The sequence below is a fragment of the Bradyrhizobium sp. ORS 111 genome (assembly GCF_045571485.1).
Taxonomy (GTDB): domain Bacteria; phylum Pseudomonadota; class Alphaproteobacteria; order Rhizobiales; family Xanthobacteraceae; genus Bradyrhizobium.
Window position 1 is genome coordinate 1,752,030 of the sequence record NZ_CP120701.1, and the last position, 18,564, is coordinate 1,770,593.

Below are 18,564 nucleotides of genomic sequence, written 5' to 3' on the forward strand. Positions count from 1 at the left end.
GCCGGGACCGTATCGCCATGACCGCCTCAGATCGTCAATCGCATTGGCAGACCGTCTACCTGACCAAGGGCGAGCAGCAGGTGAGCTGGTCGCAGGCTGATCCGCAGCCATCGCTACGCCTCATCGAATCGGTCGCCGGGAGCCGGGACGCAGCCATCGTCGACGTCGGTGGCGGCGCCTCGCGCCTTGTCGACGCTCTGCTCAAGGACGGCTTTCATGCGCTGGCGGTGCTCGACATCTCCGATGCCGCGCTCGCGAGCGCGCGGGAGCGGCTCGGCGAGGCGGGCAAAGGCGTGCGCTGGATCGTCGGCGATGCGACCATCTGGCAGCCGGAGCAAGCCTTTGACGTCTGGCACGATCGTGCCGCGTTTCATTTCCTGGTCGATGAAGCGGACCGCGCGTCCTATCTCGACAGGCTCCATCGCGGTGTGAGGGCAGGCGGCCACGCCGTTATCGCCACCTTCGCGCTTGACGGTCCGGAGAAATGCAGCGGCCTGCCGGTGCAGCGCTACGATCCCGCGTCACTCGGCCGGACGATTGGTCCGGCATTCGAGCTGATCGCGCAGGAACCGCATCGGCACGTCACGCCCTGGGGCGCGACGCAATCTTTCCAGTTCAGCGTGCTGCGGCGCCTGTAGCGAATCGTCGACCCGGCATCAGACGACTTGCGCGACCTTGTAGGCGATGCCGCCCTCGACGAGGTAACCTATCCCCACGCAGACGATGTCGTTAAGCCACGCGTATTGGCGCGAGCCTGTCTCGAACAGCGGGGTGGTGCGGAAATAGTAGCTGCGAGGATCGACCTGGTAGCGCCTGACTGGATCAGCGATCTCGGCGCGCAGCTCGGCTGGCGTGACCCAGCGGCCGCCATAGGTCATGTGCACCAAAGCGCCGTCATGCGTCTTCAGCACCAGCCGCACATCCAGCGACATCGTTCCGTCCGGGCGAAACAACGCCCAGTCGCCGCCGTCGGCGAGAACCTCGCCGCGCAATCGCGGCCCCTCGAATGTGCCGCCGGCCGCGCCGAACAGCACGCGACGGCCAAGCGGGCCTTCGCCGATATCCAGACGCGGCTTGAGATCGATCACGATGTCGAACAGATGCTCGGTGGTGATCGCGTCCAAGTGCTTTACGCGTGGGTCGCTCATCGCTGAGTCCTACCGCTTTGAGGTCGTCATTCCGCAGCAACCGGAACGGAGGGCCGCTGCGGAAACAGCTTGTTGCGCACGGCATCGGTCGACACCCCAGACTGGGCGCAGAGCTCGGACAGGTCGAAGATGAAGCGCTCGCGGGCGATCAGGCCGTCCTTGAAGCCGAACTGGATCACGACCGGCAGTACGGCGCGCTTGCCGTTCGGGGTGACGCCAAAGCGATCGCCGGTCATCGTCATGCGGGCGGTGCCCCAGCAGATCAGCGTTTCGCCATTGCCGGCATGACCATCGAGCGCGACGTCATAATCCGGAAACGACACAAAAAACCGCGCCAGCGCGGCTTCGTTCTCGGCGAGGCCGCGCGCCTTGGTCCCGAACGCCGGCGTTTCCAGCAGCATGTCGGGGTGAAACAGCTTCATCGCCGCGGGAAGGTCCTGACGGCTCTTGGCCGCAGCGAGCGCGTTGGCGAGCCCGAACATCTGGTGCGTCTCCACGGGCGGTCCTCCATCCATTCAGAATGTATCTAACATACACAATGTATGATATATACTGTTCGTATCATGGCGGTCAATGTCTATGTTCACCGGATGCGCCGCGATGGGATCCAGCGAAGCCGCCGGGACGAACACACTGAAGCCACGCGACAGGCATTGCTGTCGGCGGGACGCGAGATCTTTGCGCAAGAGGGCTACCAGGCCGCGAGCATGGAGGCGATTTCGCGGGCGGCGCGGGTCACGAGAGGCGCGTTTTATCACCACTTCGATGACAAGAAGGCGCTGTTCGACGCCGTCGTCGTTGCGATGCAGGTCGAGGCGGCCGCTACGATTCAAGAGCGCGCGAGGGCGCAACGGAAAATCCGGGATCGCCTGACGATCGGCATCGACGCCTATCTGGACGTCTGCCTGGAGCCCGCCTACGGGCGCATCGTGATCCAGGAAGCTCCGGCCGTTCTCGGCAATCAGCGCTATCGCGAGATCGAGGAGGCGCACCCCATGGCGCTGCTCGGCGCCACGCTGAATGCACTGAAGCGCGACGGCGAGATCGCCTTTGACGACATGGGCCTCTTGACCCGGCTGCTTGATGCCATGATCTGCAAGGTGGCGATCATGCTGCCGGACGCAGACGACGCCAGGAAGCTGCGGAAGGATGCGCACAAGCTGTTCGAAAGCCTGCTGACCGGCCTCAGTCAGAAGGAAGGGTGACGAAATGACAAATGCGCCACGCGCCATTGGCGAGATCGCGAGCTACCACGCCCATGTTTACTACGACCCCGCGTCCAGTCGAGCCGAGGCGGAGCGGCTACGCAACTGGATCGGCGAACGCTTCCTGGTCACGCTCGGGCGGTGGCACGACGTCAAGGTCGGCCCGCACGATCAGGCGATGTATCAGGTGGCGTTTGCGGCCGAGCTGTTTCCCACAGTGGTGCCATGGTTGATGCTGAACCACGGTAGCCTGAGCATCCTGGTCCATCCCAACACGACCAATCCGCGGCGCGATCATCGCGACGATCCGCTCTGGATTGGGACGCCGCTTGCCGTCCATGCCGACAAGCTGCCAGAGGAGGCCGAAATGGAGCATGCACCGGCGCCGAACACGACGCCGAGCTTGCGTCCCTGAGCGCGGCGCGCAGATTCCGCTCTGCGTTCGGGTCTCTAAAGTTTGAGCGAATTACGCTGCAACCAAGTCGTTTCAAACTCATTGCGTTTTGCAACGTGAGGTTAAGTCGCGGTTCCTACGTTCGGCCCGACAAATTGTTGTTTCGGGCGTTCGTATGTTTTTTTCGTTTCGAAGCAGATCGCTCTGGCGGGTGGTTGGGCCGCTGATTGCGATCGTGTTTTTGCAGGCGAGCCTGTCGGCCGGCAGTCTCCAGGTCATGTCGGCGGTGCGCGCCTATGTGGCGGGCGAGAGTCTCTGGTCCAAGGGGCAGAAGGACGCCATCCACGATCTCCAGATCTATGTCAGCACCGGCACGCCGGACTATCTGCAGAAGTTCGACACTGCGATCGCGGTGCCGCTTGCCGATCGCACCGCGCGGCTGGCGCTTGAAGCGCCTGGTGACAACGAAGCTGCGGCGCGCGCCGCGTTCGCCCGGGCAGGCAATCATGATGACGACATCGGCGGACTGATTTGGCTGTTCAAGTATTTCCGCAGGCTGCATCACGTCGCCGGTGCCGTGACGGCGTGGCGGAATTCGGATCTGCTGCTCGACCAGCTCAGCCAGATTCGCAACGAGGCCGAGAACGACCGCGCATTGCACGATCCGTCGGCGGCGACCATCAGGCATTGGGCGGAACGGATCGGCGCGGTCGACGCGGCGCTAAGCGCGCTTGCCGTCGATTTCTCGGATCATCTCGGCAGGGCCTCGCGTCAGGTGTCCTGGCTGCTGTTGCTCGTCAACGCCCTGATCGCCGCCTGCCTCGCCGGCATCGTCCTGTTCCACACGCGACGGATGCTGCAGCGGCGCTGGCTGGCGGAGACCGCGCTCGCCGTCGAGAAGGAGCGCGCCCAGCTCACACTGGCGTCGATCGGCGACGCCGTGATCGTAACGACGCCTGACGACCGCATCGGCTACATGAATCCCGCTGCGGAGCGGCTGCTCGCGGTGGGGCAGGATGCGACCGACCGGCCGGTCTCGTCGCTGTTCAGGATCGCCGAGCAGCCGCTGCAGGGCTCGTTCCGGACACTCGAGGCCGGCGGCGAAAGCGCGTCGCAGCAGCGGCTGCTGCTGCGACCCGATCAGTCCAGCGTGCCGGTCTCCGTGGTCGAAACGCCGATCATGCACGCAGGCCACCCCGCCGGCCGCGTCATGATCATTCATGACATGACGGCAGAGCGGCGCCTGGTCGAGGAGTTGGCGTGGGCAGCGTCACATGATGCGCTTACCTGCCTCGCCAACCGGCGTCAGTTCGAGTTCGAGCTCCACACATCGATGGCGGAGCCCTCAGCCGCAAGTGCGGATTTGATGCTAATCGATCTCGACCAGTTCAAGATCATCAACGACACCTGCGGTCATATGGCGGGTGACCGGCTGTTGAAGCAGATCGCGAGGCTACTGACGACGGAGATTGGCGGTGACGGGCTGGTGGCGCGTCTCGGCGGCGACGAGTTCGGCATCCTGCTGCGCGAGGACGGCGGTGTTGCCTCAGACGTTGCGGAGCGGATCAGGGCAGTGATCGAGCAGTCGAGCTTCGTTCATGAGGGCTCGAGCTTCCGGATCAGCGCGAGCATCGGCCTGGTCAGGCTGCACGATTGCGCCGGCGTGCAGGACGCGTTGCGGCTCGCCGACGTCGCCTGCTTCCTCGCCAAGGACAAGGGGCGCAACCGCGTCCAGGAGCACCGCCCCTCGGACACCGACTTGACGGTGCGCGTTACCGAGATGAGCTGGGTCAACCGCATCCGCAAGGGCTTGGATGAAAATCGCTTCTGCTTGTACGAGCAGGAAATCCGTCCCGTTGCCGGTACACTGAAGGGCCAGGAGCGGCGCGAGCTGCTGTTGCGCTTGCGCGATGAGAATGGTGGCCTGGTGCCGCCCGGCAGCTTCCTGCCCGCCGCGGAGCGCTACGGGCTGATGCCGCTGATCGACCGTTGGGTGGTGCGCCGCGCCTTCGAGCTCATCGCCGAGCGCAAGCACAGCCACCGCAAGATTGCCGGCTATGCCATCAACCTTTCCGGCGTGACCATCGGCGACAGCGATTTCGTCGAGTTCGTCGCCGAGCTGTTCATGCAGTACGACGTTCTACCGACGATGGTGTGCTTCGAGATCACCGAGACCAGCGCGATCTCCAATCTGGACGAGGCGCGGAAGTTCATTGCGCGGCTGCGGGAAATCGGTTGCAGTTTCTCGCTCGACGATTTCGGCACCGGGATGTCATCGATCGCCTATCTGAAGCACCTGCCGGTCGACTTCATCAAGATCGACGGCTCGTTCGTGAAGGAGATCGTGAGCAGCAAGGTGGATCGCGCGATGGTCGAGATGATCACCAAGACCGCGAAGATCATGCAGAAGCAGGTGGTCGCGGAGTTCGTCGAAAGCGTCGCCATCCTGGACGAGTTGCGTCAGATCGGGGTCGACTACGTTCAAGGCTTTGCCATCGGCAAGCCCGTGCCGGTCCTGACCCTGCGGGAAGAAAAGATCGCGTGACTGCCAGGAATTGACCCGAATCGGGGCATTTTCGGCCGCTTCGGCCCTCCGAGGCACTGATTCTCGGTTATTTTGCACCCCGAGAAGCTTAAAAAAGCGTGCCTTCGCGCTCTATGTCTCGATTATGCCTTACTCTAATTCCCTGATAGACTGAGGTTTCGGTGAATCCCATATGGGCCGGAACAGGCCCGAGAACACCGAACTTGGGGATGGATGGGTCAACGAACGACGAAAGCTGCCGGGCGCAGGTCGAGCCGCGGCGTGTCAGTGGTGGGCAGCACGGCATTAGCCGTGGGCGCGCTTGCCCTGTCGTCGGGTCTGGCCGCGTGGATGGTTGGTATTGATCCCACCGCCTGGCTGCATGGACCGGCTTTAGCCAACACCTCAGCCGCGCTGACGTTCGACGACCGCTTCGGCTCGCGCTCCACGCTGAACTCCGCATCGATCTATTACCCGGTGCGCCGCGGCATCCGCTCGGATCGCGGCGACTTCAAAGCCGAGTTCGACCAGATCGAAGACGCGCTGGCTGGCCAGCAGTTGCGTAACACGCAGATCGATCTGCCTAGCCAGGAGGCCGAGACAGTCGCCTTGCCCCCGCCCGCTTCGGCTGTCGCGGCAATACCGATGCCGCGATCCCGGCCGGCGGAAGCCAACCAGATCGCCCGGAACGATACACCATCCTTGCCGCCACCTGCGCCCGTGCAGCAGGCCGATAACCGGACGTTCTTCCAGAAGCTCGCGGCAAAGCTGCAACTGGCCTCGCTCGATCCGAATGACGGGCTGCTGTCCGGTCCGAGCCCGAACCTCAGCGCGCTCGGTTATGACAGCACCACGGCGGTCTACGACATCACCGGTCGCGTCGTGTACATGCCCGACGGCACCAAGTTCGAAGCGCATTCCGGCCTCGGCAACCTGCTGGATGATCCTGCGCATGTGAACGCCCGCAACGCCGGCGCGACGCCGCCCGGCATCTACGAGATGAAGCCACGCGAAAAGCTGTTCCACGGTGTCCCCGCATTGCGGATGACGCCGGTCGACGGTAGCGACACGTTCGGACGCGTCGGCCTGCTCGTTCACAGTTACATGCTTGGCCCGAACGGCGACTCCAACGGCTGCATCTCGGTCAAGCACTACGACAGGTTCCTGCAAGCCTACCGCAGCGGCATCGTCAAGCGCATCGCCGTCGTAGTCAGCATCAAGGACACGCAGTCGGCTTCCAGCCGCTCGCCGTCGAACTCGTAAATCGCCCTCCATCGAATAGCAGTCTTCTCGGCAGGCGGCTGTGGCGCAGCCGTGCGTCGCCCGTACTGGCGGCCAATGTCGTGCCAGCTCCGAGAGCGCAAAATCCCTCGGCGATCTCGCAAATCGTCTAGCTATGTATACATTATTGGGCCCATTCAGGCGGATTTTTCCCATTATTTGCTAATTCCATACCATTAATGTATACAGACAGTACTCAGAACGCCAGGGAGGCCTTGATGTCAAAACCCTTCCCGATGAACGCCTGGTACGCCGCCGGCTGGGATGCCGAGATCAAGCAGGCGCTGCTGCCGCGCACGATCTGCGGCAAGCACGTCGTGATGTATCGGAAGGGCGACGGCGGAGTCGTGGCGCTGGAGGATGCCTGTTGGCACCGCCTGGTGCCGCTGTCGAAGGGCCGGCTCGACGGCGATACCGTGGTCTGCGGCTATCACGGCCTGAAGTACAATTCGCAGGGCCGCTGCACCTTCATGCCTTCACAGGAGACGATCAATCCGTCGGCCTGCGTGCGCGCTTATCCGGTGGTTGAACGCCACCGTTTCGTCTGGCTTTGGATGGGCGATCCTGCGCTCGCTGACCCCGCCCTGGTGCCCGATATGCGCTGGAATGACGATCCCGCTTGGGCAGGTGACGGCAAGACTATTCACGTCAAGTGCGACTATCGCCTCGTGGTCGACAACCTCATGGATCTCACGCACGAGACCTTTGTGCACGGCTCCAGCATCGGCAATGACGCTGTCGCCGAAGCTCCCTTCGACGTCACCCATGGTGAGAAGACCGTGACGGTGACGCGCTGGATGAAGGACATTGAGGCGCCGCCGTTCTGGGCCAAGCAATTGCGGAAGCCGGGTCCGGTCGACCGCTGGCAGATCATCCGCTTCGAGGCGCCGTGCACGGTCAATATCGATGTCGGCGTCGCGCCGGCCGGGTCGGGTGCGCCCGGGGGCGACCGCTCGCAGGGCGTCAACGGCTATGTGCTCAACACGATCACGCCGGAGACGGAGAAGACCTGTCACTACTTCTGGGCCTTTGTCCGCAATCACCGCGTCACCGAGCAACGTCTGACCACGGAGATCCGCGAGGGCGTCGCCGGCATCTTCCACGAGGACGAGATCATTCTTGAGGCACAACAGCGCGCGATGGACGAGAACCCGGACCGCGTGTTCTACAACCTCAACATCGACGCCGGCGCGATGTGGGCGCGACGCATCATCGACCGCATGGTAGCGAAGGAAAACCTGCCACAACATCTGCAGGCGGCCGAGTAGTTCAGGAGCAAGCAGTGCCGGAACGCGAGGCCGATCGCTCCGTGTCGCAGACCGTGCGGGCACAGCTCGCGCTGCGCGACCTGATTCTCTCCGGCGGTCTCCGTCCGGGCGAACGCATTTCGGAATTGCAGGCGGTCGAAACCACCGGTGTCTCGCGGACTCCGGTACGGATGGCGCTGGTGCGACTGGAGGAGGAAGGCCTCCTGGAGGCGATTCCGTCGGGCGGCTTCATGGTCAAGGCATTCTCCGAGCGCGACATTCTCGACTCGATCGAGCTGCGCGGCACGCTCGAGGGTCTTGCCGCGCGGTTTGCCGCTGAACGTGGCGTCTCCGCGCGCGATCTCGAGCCGTTGAAGGAATGCGTGAACGAGATCGATGGCCTGGTGCGCCGGGATCCGGTCTCAGTCGAGGCGTTCTCGTCTTACGTCACGCTAAACGCGCGTTTCCATGCGCTGCTCACCGAGCTGTCGCGCAGCCCGCCGCTGATCCGGCAGATCGATCGTGCTTCGGCACTGCCGTTCGCCTCGCCCAGCGGTTTCGTGATGGCGCAATCGGCCTTGCCCGAGGCACATCAGATACTACTGATCGCGCAGGATCATCATCGCGTCGTGGTCGACGCGATCGAGAACCGGGAGGGTGGACGGGCGGAGGCGGTCATGCGTGAGCATGCGCGGCTCGCCGCGCGAAATCTGCGGCTGGCGCTGCGCAACCGGACCCATCTCGAGCTGCTGCCGGCCTTGGCGCTGATCAAATCGGCCGCGGCCGACTGAGCGGAGAGTTTATGCGCTACATCGAGAGCTGGACCCCCGCAACCATCGTCGCCACGCGCGACCTCACGCCCGGCATTCGCGAATTCCTGCTGCGCCCCGACTGCGTCGCCGTCGAATCCTATCCCGTTGGCAGCCATATCCAGATCGGCGTTACGATCGACGGACGGCCACAGACGCGCTGCTACTCGCTGGTCGGGGAAGCGGATGCGCAAGGCTACCGGATCGCGGTGCGCCGCGCGCCAGAGTCCCGCGGCGGGTCGCGTTACCTGTGGTCGCTTGCGCCGGGGGCCCGCATCAATATCACGCTGCCGATATCGCTGCTGCAACTCGACTGGTCGCGACGGCATGTCTGCTTGGTCGCCGGCGGCATCGGCATTACACCGATCGTCGGCGCGACGCAGGCGCTCGCGCGCCGCGGCGCCGAAATCACGCTGCACTATGCGGTGCGCTCGCGCGATGATGCTGCCTATCTCAACGTGCTCGAAACGCTGCTCGGCCGTCGCCTGACCGTCTACGCCGGCGACGAAGGCCACCGGCTCGATCTCGGCACGGTATTCGCGGCGCTGCCGCAGGATGCGATGACGTTGTTCTGCGGTCCGATGCGGATGTTGGATGCGGCACGGCACGCCTGGGAGGCGGCAGGCCGGCCGATCGCCGACCTGCGCTATGAGACGTTCGGGTCAAGCGGGCTGTTGCCGACCGAAGCATTCCGCGTACGGCTCAAGCAGGAGGGCGTCGAGGTCGTGATCCCGCATGACCGTACGATGCTTGATGTGCTCAACGACGCCGGCCACGAGGTGATGAGCGACTGCCGCCGCGGCGAGTGTGGCGTCTGTGCGATTGACGTGATCGATGTCGACGGCGAGATCGACCATCGCGATGTCTTCTTCAGCGACCGCGAGCGTCGGGAGGGTCGCAAGATCTGCGTCTGCGTGTCGAGGGCTCGCGGCACCATCACGGTGGACACATTGCGGCGGGCGGACGTTATCTGAGGCGATCCGTCGCCTGACTACGCGGCGTGCATCGACTGCTGGCGATGACGATCGAGTGCGGCGGAAATCTCGCTTGCCGACATCGGCCGGCCGATCAGGTAACCTTGGACCTCGTGACAGCTAGTCTGACGTAGATATTCGAGTTGGTCCGCGGTCTCGACGCCTTCGGCCACGACGCCGATTTCCAGGTCCTGCGCGAGCGCGATGACCGATTTCACGATCGCTCCGCAATCCGGCTGGGTCAGCATGTCGCGGATGAAGGACTGATCGATCTTGATGCGACTGAACGGCAGCTTGCGCAAATAGGTCAGCGACGAGAATCCGGTACCAAAGTCGTCGAGCGCGACGGTCAGTCCGAGCTCGAGCAGCGAGTTCAAGATTGCCGGTGCCGATCCATATTTCGAGATCAGCATCGACTCGGTGATTTCGATCTCGAGCCGGTGCGGCGACACGTTCGCCTCGGTCAATGCCTGCACGATCGTCTGCAGAACATTCACACTCTGGAACTGGACGGCGGAGAAGTTCACCGCGATCCTGAGATCGTCCGGCCAACGCGACAGCGTCGCACAGGCGCGGCGGATCACCCATTCGCCGAGCTGATGGATCAATCCGGTCTCCTCGGCGATCGGAATGAATTCGGTCGGAGGGATCAGGCCGCGCACCGGATGTTGCCAGCGCAGGAGCGCCTCGAAGCCGGTGATGCGGCCGCTGCGGATATCGAGGAACGGTTGATAGACAAGGAACAGCTCGTCGGCATCGATGGCGCGTTCGAGGTCCCGCTGCAGGGCCCTGCGGTCGCGAGCCGACTGGTCGTCGCCCGCCTCGAAGAAGCAGATGGTGCCGGGTCCTGATTTCTTCGCCCGATAGAGCGCGATGTCGACATGCTTGAGGAGGTCGTGGGACGTGTTGCCGTCCCGTGGCGCCAGCACGATGCCGATGTTGATTGCGCTCGTGATCTCGTATCCTTCGATCACGAAGGGATCGGCAAATGCCGACACGAACCGCTCGGCGAGCGCGAGGGCATCTTCCACCCTGGTCGGGTTCGACATGATCAGCGCAAATTCGTCGCCGCCGATGCGCGCGACGTGTTCGTCCGCGCGCGTGCATCGCTGCAGCCTGGCCGCGACCTGCACCAGGAATTCATCGCCGGCGCGATGGCCGAACCTGTCGTTCACCTCCTTGAAGCGATCGAGATCGAGCAGCAGCACGGCGAATTCCTCGCCGGTCCGGGCCAGCCGATTGAGAGCGCCTGACAGCGTTTCGTTGAAAGCGACGCGGTTTGGCAGATGCGTCAGAAGATCCTGCCGCACCGTCCGCTCGGCTTCGTGCTGCGCAATGATTCGCCGCCTGAACTCGAAGGCATGGACGAAGACGCCGCGCAGCAGCACAAGCCCGTAGACCACGACCAGGACCGCAACCAGGAGGTAGACGAAATCGTCCTCCCGGCCGAGGCAGATCGCGGTGCCGAGGAAGATCGGCGCGGTGAATGCAATCGCCGCGATCGGAATGGTGGAGAAGGCGAGGGCGCCGCCGGCCAGCATTCCGGCGCACAGGCAGGTGATGACCAACTGCGCGCCGCTTGAGGCATCCGCGAAGAAGGCGACCGGGACGATGCCCCAGGCGGCGCCCAGCGCCAGCGCATTGCGCACGAGCCGGTATATCGTCCGGCGTGACACGAATTGCGGCTTTGCGATGCGTCGCGAGGCCCGCGCCTGCAGGCCGAAGAAAAGGGCCGCGCTGCTCACCCCTATCGCCCACACGAGGGCAAAGGCCCAGTCCGGCGATTGCCACAGCGCGACCGCGAGCACCAGCGCGTTGCAGGCGTTGGCCAGCATGATGCCGGCCGAATAGCCGAGCACGAGCGAGACCTGCTCGGCCCGGATGTGGCCCGCGAGTGCGTCATCTGTCGCCGGCGCGCCGAAGGCGGAGAGGTCGCCGGCGAGCATCTTCGCGAGATATGAACTCAGGTACATACGCATTGCCGATACTGCGCGATTGGGCCCGGCGCCGAGCCTAAAAGTTCGCTGCAAACCTTTGACAAAATATGAATTTTTGAAATGAACCGAGCCGCATGGGCGCCCCTTGGTTCCCAATCGGCGGCATTGCTAACAAATCGATACAAATGCGCGAGATCACGACGTCAGGCGACGTGCTGACGCCGAAGGCATCCTCTCCTTTGGCGAGCCCGTCGGCCTATTCGGCGGCAGGGATGCAGGACCATGCCGTCGCTGTGGTGGTCTGCGGCCGGTCCGTTACGTCTTCGCCACCGGCAATAGCTCCGACGAGCCCACTTGCTAGGTGCGGCAACTGCTGCAGAATCCCACTGCGGGCCGCACACATCACTTCTTGATGTCGGCTGCGACCAGGACGCGATGGCCGCGCAGTAGTTCCTGCAGGGCCTGCAGCGCCGCGACGCCGCATTGGGTGTCCTGCTCGCCGTTGCCGCCGCTCAGCCCGATGCCGCCGACCACCTCGTCGTCCACGACGATTGGAAATCCGCCGACGAACACCGCGAACTTGCCGTCGAAGCTCCACTGGATGCCGAAGGCTTCGTTGCCGGGCAGGGCCGGGCCGTTCGGCGGTTGGTTGAAGAGGTGGGTGGAGCGCTTGTGCCCGGCCGCGGTGAACGCCTTGTTCCACGCGATCTGCGGACCGGTGACCCGTGCACCATCCATCCGCTCCAGCGCCAACGGATAGCCGCCCTCATCGGTGACGCAGACCGTTTCCAGGACGCCGATCTCCGCGGATTTCCGGATCGCCGCGGCGACCATGTGGCGGGCTTCGGCAAGCTCAAGTTTGAACGACTGTCTCATCGCTTCTTTCCATGGATGGAGTGACGCCGTCGGTTGCGGCCTAGGTGCCGCGGTAGACGGTCTTGATCTGGGTGTAGAATTCGAGGCCGGTGCGGCCGGACTCGCGGAATGTCGAAGTGCTCGATCGCTTCAAGCCGCCGAACGGCGCGTTGATCAAATTGCCGGTGGTGGTGCGGTTGATCTTCACCGTCCCTGACTGAATATCGTTGGCGAAGTCGTGCATGACGCGCGGATTGCGTGTCACGATCGCAGCCGACAGGCCGTATTCGCTGGCGTTGGCCTTGGCGATGGCGTCGGCATAGCTGTCGACCTCGATGATCGCGATCACAGGGCCGAAGATCTCCTCGCGCGCGATCGTCATCTCCTGGGTCACGTCGGTGAAGATCGCGGGCGATACGTAATAGCCGCCGTCGTAGCCGGCGCCGGTGAGCCGGTCGCCGCCGTGGAGGTGCGTCGCCTCGTTCTTCCCGATCGCGACATAGCGCAGCACGGTTTCGAGCTGCTTGGCTGTCGCCAACGGTCCCATGTCCATGCCGCTCGCAAGGCCGCTGCCGATCTTCATCGCCTTGACCTTTGCGAGCAGACGGGCGGTGAACTCGCCCCGCACTTGCTTCATGACCAGCACCCGGCTGGTGCCGGTGCAGGCCTGGCCCGCGAGCGAGAAGCCGCCCTTGATCGTCAAGTCGACCGCCTGATCGAGATCGGCATCGTCCATCACAATCAGCGGGTTCTTGCCGCCGAGCTCCATCTGCGTGCGGGTGGTGAAGCTGACCGACCGGCAGATATGCTCGCCGGCTGCGGTTGATCCGGTGAAGGAGATGGCACGGATGACCGCCGGCTCGGTGACGGCGGCGCCGATCTCACTGGCCTTGCCGGTGATGAAGTTGAGCACGCCTTTCGGCAGCCCGGCGGCGATCAGCGCTTCGGCGAGGCGATAGCCGCTGAGCGGCGCGTCGGATGACGGCTTGAATATCACGGTGTTGCCGGTGACCAGCGCCGGCGCGATCTTGCGCGCCGGTATAGAGATCGGAAAATTCCAGGGCGTGATCACCGACACCACGCCGAGCGGCTCGCGCAGCGTGTAGACCGTCATGTCGGCATCGTCGTTCGGGAACACCTCGCCGGTCAGCGATTGGCCCTCGACCGCGTAGAACCGAAGGGTTTGCGCCGAGCGCAGCACCTCGTCGCGGGCGAGGCCGAGCGACTTGCCCATTTCCCGCGTCATTTCGCGCGCGATCTGATCGGCACGAGCCTCGAGCTGATCCGCCGCGTGGTTCAGGATCGCCGCGCGTTTGGAGACGGGCGTCTTCCTCCAGCCCGCGAACGCGGCGGATGCGGCGTCGACGGCCGCCTGAGCCTCGGCGGCTGTCGAGGCCTGAAAGCGTCCGACAAGGTCGGCATTGTCGGCTGGATTGAGGTTCGCGAACAGCCGCCCCGAAGCGCTGCGGACGCGCTCGCCGCCGATCAAGTTCGGATATTCCTCGATATCCGCGGGACTCGCCGCGGGCATGCGTGCTTCGCGTGCTGCCGTCTCAGTCATCGTCATGAGATCCTCATTCAATGCCAGATCAGAACCGCGCAGATGGTCGACATTGCGAGCCCGACCAGCACCGGGATCATTGCCGTTCGCACGATCCGGAAGACCGGCACGCGGGCGAAGCCGGCCACCGCGATCAGTGATGACCACGCCACCAGTGTGCCGCCGCCGGTCCATACCGCGCCCATCTGGCCGACTGCGGCAAGCGTCGCGGGCTCCAGTCCGACCGACGGCGCCAGCGCGCCCGAGAGCGAGCCGGTCAGCGGCAAGCCGGCGAAGCCGGAGCCGTCGATGCCGGTGATCATGCCGGCGATCAGAACGCCAAAGGCCACGAACAGTTGATTGCCGGGTATCCAGGCCTGCGCCGTCTGGATCAGTTCGAACAATAGGCTGGGCGCCTGCGCGGCAGGCACGCCAAGGATCGGCGAGGACAGGCCGGGTTCTGCGCCGAGAAAGAAGAAGCCCGCGATCGGCAGCACGGAGCCCATCGCCTTGAACGCGAACACAAAGCCTTCGGTGATGTGATCGGCGCTGGTGTCGAGGAAGGTGCGCAGATCGCCAGTGACGGAGGATGCACAGATCATCAGCAGGGCGGCAACGCCGCCGACCAGCGCGGCGGCATCGCCGCCCTTGAGGTCGTGGCCGATGCCGAGCTTGGCCAGCACCATCACCGCGATGACGCAAAGGAAGGCGAGCGGGGTCGCGATGGCAAAGAACTTCGACCAGCCTTCGCGGCGGGACGGCACCTGGGCGAGCTCCTTGTCGATCTGAGCCTGGGTTGCGAACGGCCGCTGGCCTTCGGCGGTGGCGCGCGCGATCTCGGCCTTGTCGAACGTGCCCTCCTGCTCCAGGCGCGCCAGCTCGCCATTGTTGGACTGGGATTGCCAACGCTCCAGCAGTTGGTCGTCCGCCTTGGTGATCGATTTGCGGATCGACAGATAGGCGAGCGTCAGCGCGATGCCACCGGTAATCAACGAGAGCACGAGCGCCCGGTCCGCCACCGTTGCGGCGCTGACCGCAGCGCCTGCCGCCTTGGCGCTGATCCCGGGGGCGACGCCGATCACGTAGTCCGATGACAGCGCCATGCCCTGTCCGGCGATCGCAATCGCGATCGCGCCGCCGAGCGGCGGCAGCCCGGCCGCAATCGCCGCCGGCAGCAGCACGGCGGAGACCAGCGGCACTGCGGGCGTCGGCCAGAAGAACAGCGAGATCACGTAGGTGATGGCGGCGAGCACGAAATAGGCGGCGTGTCCCGTCTTCATCACGGCGCGGAACGGCTCGACCATGCGGATGTCGGAGCGCAGCACCTTCAGCGCATTGAGCAGCGCGGTCATCAGTGCAATCACCAGGAAGATGTTGAAGAGCTCTTTCGCGGCGGTGAAGCTCGCGTTGAAGACGCTGGCGAGCGCAGCGACCGGACTGTGGGTCCATGCCAGCGCGACCAGGAAGGTCGCGAGCACCGATGGCACAACCACGTTGGCGCGCCAGATCATGGTCAGGACGATGGTGGCGACGCCGAGCAGATAAACCCAATGCGCGGCAACGATTGGAGCGTGCTGCATGCCCTTGTTTCCCCCTCAGGAATGTTCGCCATGATGTATACTGTATTCAAAGTTGGCAAGATCAAATTGCAAGCTTTTCGTCGGAAGATGCCGGTACGGCCTCACCGCTGATCGTCACCACCGCACGACAATGCATCGATAAACGGCGGAAATGCCGCATTTTTGGCCAAAGCCGGCTGGCGCGTCGAGCGGTCGATTTCAACGTTGACAGCATCCAATTTAGTATACAGTATACCGAACTTGTCGTTTCCGGTTGAAGTCGGCGCCCGGGCGGCATTCGTCACGGCACAGGAGCGCGATGATGCAGAAGCTTATGGATCATGTGGAATTTCGAACGGCCCTCGAAAACGCCATCAAGGGGAAGAGCGCCAACAAGGCTCCGTTCAGCGTGGCGTGGGCTACCGGCAAGCTGAGCCGCGCGCATCTCGCGCGCTGGGCCGAGAACCACTACCACTATGTCGGGCCGTTCGCCGACTACCTCGGCTACATCTATGCGCGGATGCCCGAGCAGTATCAGGAGGCCAAGGACTTCCTGCTCGCCAACATGTATGAGGAGGAGATCGGCGGCGACCGTCACACCGATCTCCTGATCCGCTTCGCGGAAGCTTGCGGCACGACCGCGGCGCGGGTCAAGGATCCCGATAACATGACGCCGACCACGCGCGGGCTGCAGAGCTGGTGCTACTCGGTCGCGATGCGCGAGGACCCGATCGTCGCGGTGGCCGGCCTCGTGGTCGGCCTGGAATCGCAGGTGCCGTCGATCTACCGCAAGCAGACGCCGACGCTGCGCGAGAAGTACAAGTTCACCGACGAGGAAGTCGAGTTCTTCGATCTCCACATCGTGTCGGACGAAATCCACGGCGAGCGCGGCTACCAGATCGTGCTCGAGCACGCCAATACGGTGGAGCTGCAACAGCGCTGCCTCAAGATCTGCGAGATCGGCGCGCAGATGCGGCTGCTTTACACGACCGCGCTGTACCACGACTACGTCGCCAGCGACATTCCGCTGTCGGAGCTCGATCTGGCCAGCGGCGTCCCCGCCGACCAACGCGTCCTGCTGCAGGCTTGATCCACGGCGAAATGGAGAGCGGCGCGATGCCCAGCGTGGTCTTTCACCGCAACGGCGAAACCTTCGTCGGCGAGATCAAGGAGAACACCAATCTCGTGGTGCGCGCCGGCATCCGCCAGTTTCCCTATCCCAACTTTCTCTACGGTTGCGGGATGGGGAAGTGCGGGAAATGTGCGTCGCTGATCATCAAGGGCGGCGAGCATTTGCCGGAGCCGAACTGGAAAGAAAAGAAGCGCCTCGGCGCCAGGATTGAGCAGGGATATCGGCTGGCCTGCCAGCTCTGGCTGACGCACGACATTGAATTGTCGCAGGAGGCGACGCCGCTGGCGGATGTTGTCCCGCCGACCGTCACCGCGGCAGGGAGGCCGTGACCGATGTATGTGATACTGACGAGCAAGCCGGGACAATTCCACACCGAGATCGCCGAGGGCCTGCGGCCGCTCGCCGCCTACGATTATCTGTTCTACGGCGTCAGGAAGGCGACCTTCGTGATCGCGGAGCTGGTCAAGGAGACCAAGGTCAAGGTCGTCGACGAAGCGTGGTCACCGCCGATCGTGAACGAGGTGCCTTCGAAGTTTCTCGAAAAGTTCGAAACGCCGGAGCGGGCGCTGCATGAGCTCGAGCACCTCGTCTCGTTCGGGCACATGGATACCAAGCTGCGCAAGCGCTGAGCCGATGCCACGATGATCAAAGTCACGTTCCTCACCAACGGCGGAAAAACCGTGACCGCGCCGGAGAACAGCAATCTGCTGCGCGTCTCGCTACGTGAGCAGGGCGGCATTCCCTTCAAGTGCGGCGGCGGCCTCTGCGGCACCTGCAAATGCCGGATCGAGAAGGGCATCGAGAACACCGACGCGATCAAGCCAAAGGAGCGAAAGCACCTCACGGAGGAGCAGTTCGCCGCCGGCTATCGGATGGCGTGCCAGACTTTTCTAACGGGCAGCGTGAGCGTGTCCTGGACGCCCAGACCGGCGCTACAACCGGTTGGCCGTGTAGCTGTTGACGGCGATTGACTGCGGCTTGATGGCTTGCGGCCGGCAGTCTAAATACGCTGATGTCGCCGTCGGCCGGGAGACTGGCAGCTCGCAGGACCTCGTTGTGCGACGGTCCAGGCAATGAGTGGAGTGCGGCCGGACAGGTCACTTCATGGCAGGCAGGCTCGGAAACCCCAAACGTCTCGGCGACGATTACCTCTCCCTCCACGGCCGGGTCATCGAAGAACTGCGCCAGGCAATCCTGAGCGGGCGGCTGAAGCCGGGCGAGCGGCTGGTCGAGGGGCGCCTCGCCGATGAACTCGGCGTCTCCCGCAATCCGGTGCGCGAAGCGATCCGCGTGCTTGAGTCGGAAGGGCTGGTCGAGGTGACGGCGCGGCGCGGTGCATCCGTCGTGACGATGACCGACGAAGAGGCGCGGGAAACCATTGAGGTTCGCGCGTTGCTCGAGGGACAGAATGCCCGCCTCGCGGCGCGCCGCCGCGAGGAAAGTATCATCAAGCGCATTGCGGCGGTGTTGAAGCAGGGCAACGAAGCGGTTGCGGCGCGGCGCTACAATTTGCTGTCCGACCTCAATCAGCAGTTCCACCACGAACTGGCGGAAGCCGGGCGCAATCGCGTGCTTGCGGACCTGCTGAAGCGGCTGCGCGAGCGCACCGCGATGCTGTTCTCGCCGACCGACCCGGTGCGCCAGGCCCGCACCTGGGACGAGCATGCCGCCATCCTTCGTGCCATCATCGCCGGCGACGAGCGCGCCGCGGCCACGCTGGCGACTGAGCACGTGATGCGGGCCGGCGCGGATTTTCTTTCGAGCCTTCATGTTCCGGATGAGGAGGCTTCGCTGGAACAGGTGTCGGCGAAATACGGCCTGCCGTCGCCATCGTCGAGGTCCGGTCAAGCGGCACAAAAGCCCGCGCGGCGCGGCCCGGCCCCGGCAGCCACACGGCGGCGCAAAGCCGAGGGCTGAGCAACGCGGGACCTGCTGCGCCGACCTCCTGTATTACCTCTC

The 18,564-nt window shown here is 64.1% G+C and carries 19 protein-coding genes; 13 read left to right on the forward strand and 6 right to left on the reverse strand.

Annotation, left to right across the window (positions count from 1 at the left end):
* Positions 1–17: 17 nt before the first annotated feature.
* Positions 18–638 (forward strand): class I SAM-dependent methyltransferase, encoded by a 621-nt coding sequence (locus P6U30_RS08115; protein WP_407168891.1) that lies wholly within the window; start codon positions 18–20, stop codon positions 636–638.
* 18 nt (positions 639–656) lie between these two features.
* On the opposite strand, the gene P6U30_RS08120 is transcribed toward P6U30_RS08115, so the two are convergent.
* Together P6U30_RS08120 and P6U30_RS08125 are read right to left on the reverse strand one after the other, a co-directional pair.
* Positions 657–1,148, reverse strand: coding sequence for a DUF3237 domain-containing protein (locus P6U30_RS08120; protein ID WP_407168892.1), 492 nt, complete (start codon positions 1,146–1,148; stop codon positions 657–659).
* A gap of 26 nt (positions 1,149–1,174) precedes the next feature.
* The gene (locus P6U30_RS08125) at positions 1,175–1,645 is read right to left on the reverse strand and encodes an ester cyclase (protein ID WP_407168893.1); all 471 of its coding nucleotides are present in this window, start codon (positions 1,643–1,645) and stop codon (positions 1,175–1,177) included.
* 66 nt (positions 1,646–1,711) lie between these two features.
* On the opposite strand from P6U30_RS08125, the gene P6U30_RS08130 reads away from it, so the two are divergent.
* The 7 genes from P6U30_RS08130 to P6U30_RS08160 all read left to right on the forward strand — a co-directional run bounded on the left by P6U30_RS08130 (position 1,712) and on the right by P6U30_RS08160 (position 9,582).
* Positions 1,712–2,353 (forward strand): TetR/AcrR family transcriptional regulator, encoded by a 642-nt coding sequence (locus tag P6U30_RS08130; RefSeq protein ID WP_407168894.1) that lies wholly within the window; start codon positions 1,712–1,714, stop codon positions 2,351–2,353.
* Positions 2,354–2,357: 4 nt separating this feature from the next.
* Complete coding sequence (locus P6U30_RS08135) at positions 2,358–2,768, forward strand: DOPA 4,5-dioxygenase family protein (RefSeq protein WP_407168895.1); 411 nt, start codon at positions 2,358–2,360, stop codon at positions 2,766–2,768.
* 154 nt (positions 2,769–2,922) lie between these two features.
* Positions 2,923–5,292, forward strand: a complete 2,370-nt coding sequence (locus P6U30_RS08140; RefSeq protein WP_407168896.1) for a putative bifunctional diguanylate cyclase/phosphodiesterase — start codon at positions 2,923–2,925, stop codon at positions 5,290–5,292.
* A gap of 261 nt (positions 5,293–5,553) precedes the next feature.
* On the forward strand, positions 5,554–6,534 hold the full coding sequence (locus tag P6U30_RS08145; RefSeq protein WP_407168897.1) for a DUF2778 domain-containing protein: 981 nt from the start codon (positions 5,554–5,556) through the stop codon (positions 6,532–6,534).
* Between the two features lie 236 nt (positions 6,535–6,770).
* Positions 6,771–7,820 (forward strand): Rieske 2Fe-2S domain-containing protein, encoded by a 1,050-nt coding sequence (locus P6U30_RS08150; RefSeq protein WP_407168898.1) that lies wholly within the window; start codon positions 6,771–6,773, stop codon positions 7,818–7,820.
* A gap of 14 nt (positions 7,821–7,834) precedes the next feature.
* Entirely contained in the window at positions 7,835–8,590 is a 756-nt protein-coding gene (locus P6U30_RS08155) for a GntR family transcriptional regulator (RefSeq protein WP_407168899.1), read from the forward strand.
* A gap of 11 nt (positions 8,591–8,601) precedes the next feature.
* The gene (locus tag P6U30_RS08160) at positions 8,602–9,582 is read left to right on the forward strand and encodes a PDR/VanB family oxidoreductase (RefSeq protein WP_407168900.1); all 981 of its coding nucleotides are present in this window, start codon (positions 8,602–8,604) and stop codon (positions 9,580–9,582) included.
* A 17-nt stretch (positions 9,583–9,599) separates the two neighbouring features.
* Here P6U30_RS08160 and P6U30_RS08165 read toward each other — a convergent pair whose 3' ends face one another.
* The 4 genes from P6U30_RS08165 to P6U30_RS08180 form a co-directional block, all read right to left on the reverse strand.
* Positions 9,600–11,561 carry a putative bifunctional diguanylate cyclase/phosphodiesterase gene (locus tag P6U30_RS08165; RefSeq protein ID WP_407168901.1) on the reverse strand — a complete coding sequence of 654 codons (1,962 nt, stop codon included), beginning with the start codon at positions 11,559–11,561 and terminating at the stop codon, positions 9,600–9,602.
* 360 nt (positions 11,562–11,921) lie between these two features.
* Positions 11,922–12,395, reverse strand: a complete 474-nt coding sequence (locus tag P6U30_RS08170) for a GlcG/HbpS family heme-binding protein (RefSeq protein ID WP_407150852.1) — start codon at positions 12,393–12,395, stop codon at positions 11,922–11,924.
* A gap of 40 nt (positions 12,396–12,435) precedes the next feature.
* On the reverse strand, positions 12,436–13,941 hold the full coding sequence (locus P6U30_RS08175; RefSeq protein WP_407168902.1) for an aldehyde dehydrogenase family protein: 1,506 nt from the start codon (positions 13,939–13,941) through the stop codon (positions 12,436–12,438).
* 11 nt (positions 13,942–13,952) lie between these two features.
* Positions 13,953–15,494: a hypothetical protein gene (locus P6U30_RS08180; protein ID WP_407168903.1), complete on the reverse strand. Its 1,542-nt coding sequence runs from the start codon at positions 15,492–15,494 to the stop codon at positions 13,953–13,955.
* Between the two features lie 301 nt (positions 15,495–15,795).
* Between P6U30_RS08180 and P6U30_RS08185 the strand changes: the two genes are divergently transcribed.
* From P6U30_RS08185 to P6U30_RS08205, 5 genes are all read left to right on the forward strand, one after another.
* Entirely contained in the window at positions 15,796–16,563 is a 768-nt protein-coding gene (locus P6U30_RS08185) for a TenA family transcriptional regulator (protein ID WP_407168904.1), read from the forward strand.
* A gap of 26 nt (positions 16,564–16,589) precedes the next feature.
* Positions 16,590–16,934 (forward strand): 2Fe-2S iron-sulfur cluster-binding protein, encoded by a 345-nt coding sequence (locus tag P6U30_RS08190; RefSeq protein WP_407168905.1) that lies wholly within the window; start codon positions 16,590–16,592, stop codon positions 16,932–16,934.
* Positions 16,935–16,937: 3 nt separating this feature from the next.
* A complete protein-coding gene (locus tag P6U30_RS08195; protein ID WP_407150857.1) occupies positions 16,938–17,234 on the forward strand; it encodes a ferredoxin in 297 nt (98 codons plus the stop codon).
* A gap of 12 nt (positions 17,235–17,246) precedes the next feature.
* Positions 17,247–17,576 (forward strand): 2Fe-2S iron-sulfur cluster-binding protein, encoded by a 330-nt coding sequence (locus P6U30_RS08200; protein ID WP_407168906.1) that lies wholly within the window; start codon positions 17,247–17,249, stop codon positions 17,574–17,576.
* A 133-nt stretch (positions 17,577–17,709) separates the two neighbouring features.
* A complete protein-coding gene (locus tag P6U30_RS08205) occupies positions 17,710–18,522 on the forward strand; it encodes a GntR family transcriptional regulator (protein WP_407168907.1) in 813 nt (270 codons plus the stop codon).
* The last annotated feature ends 42 nt before the right edge of the window (positions 18,523–18,564 follow it).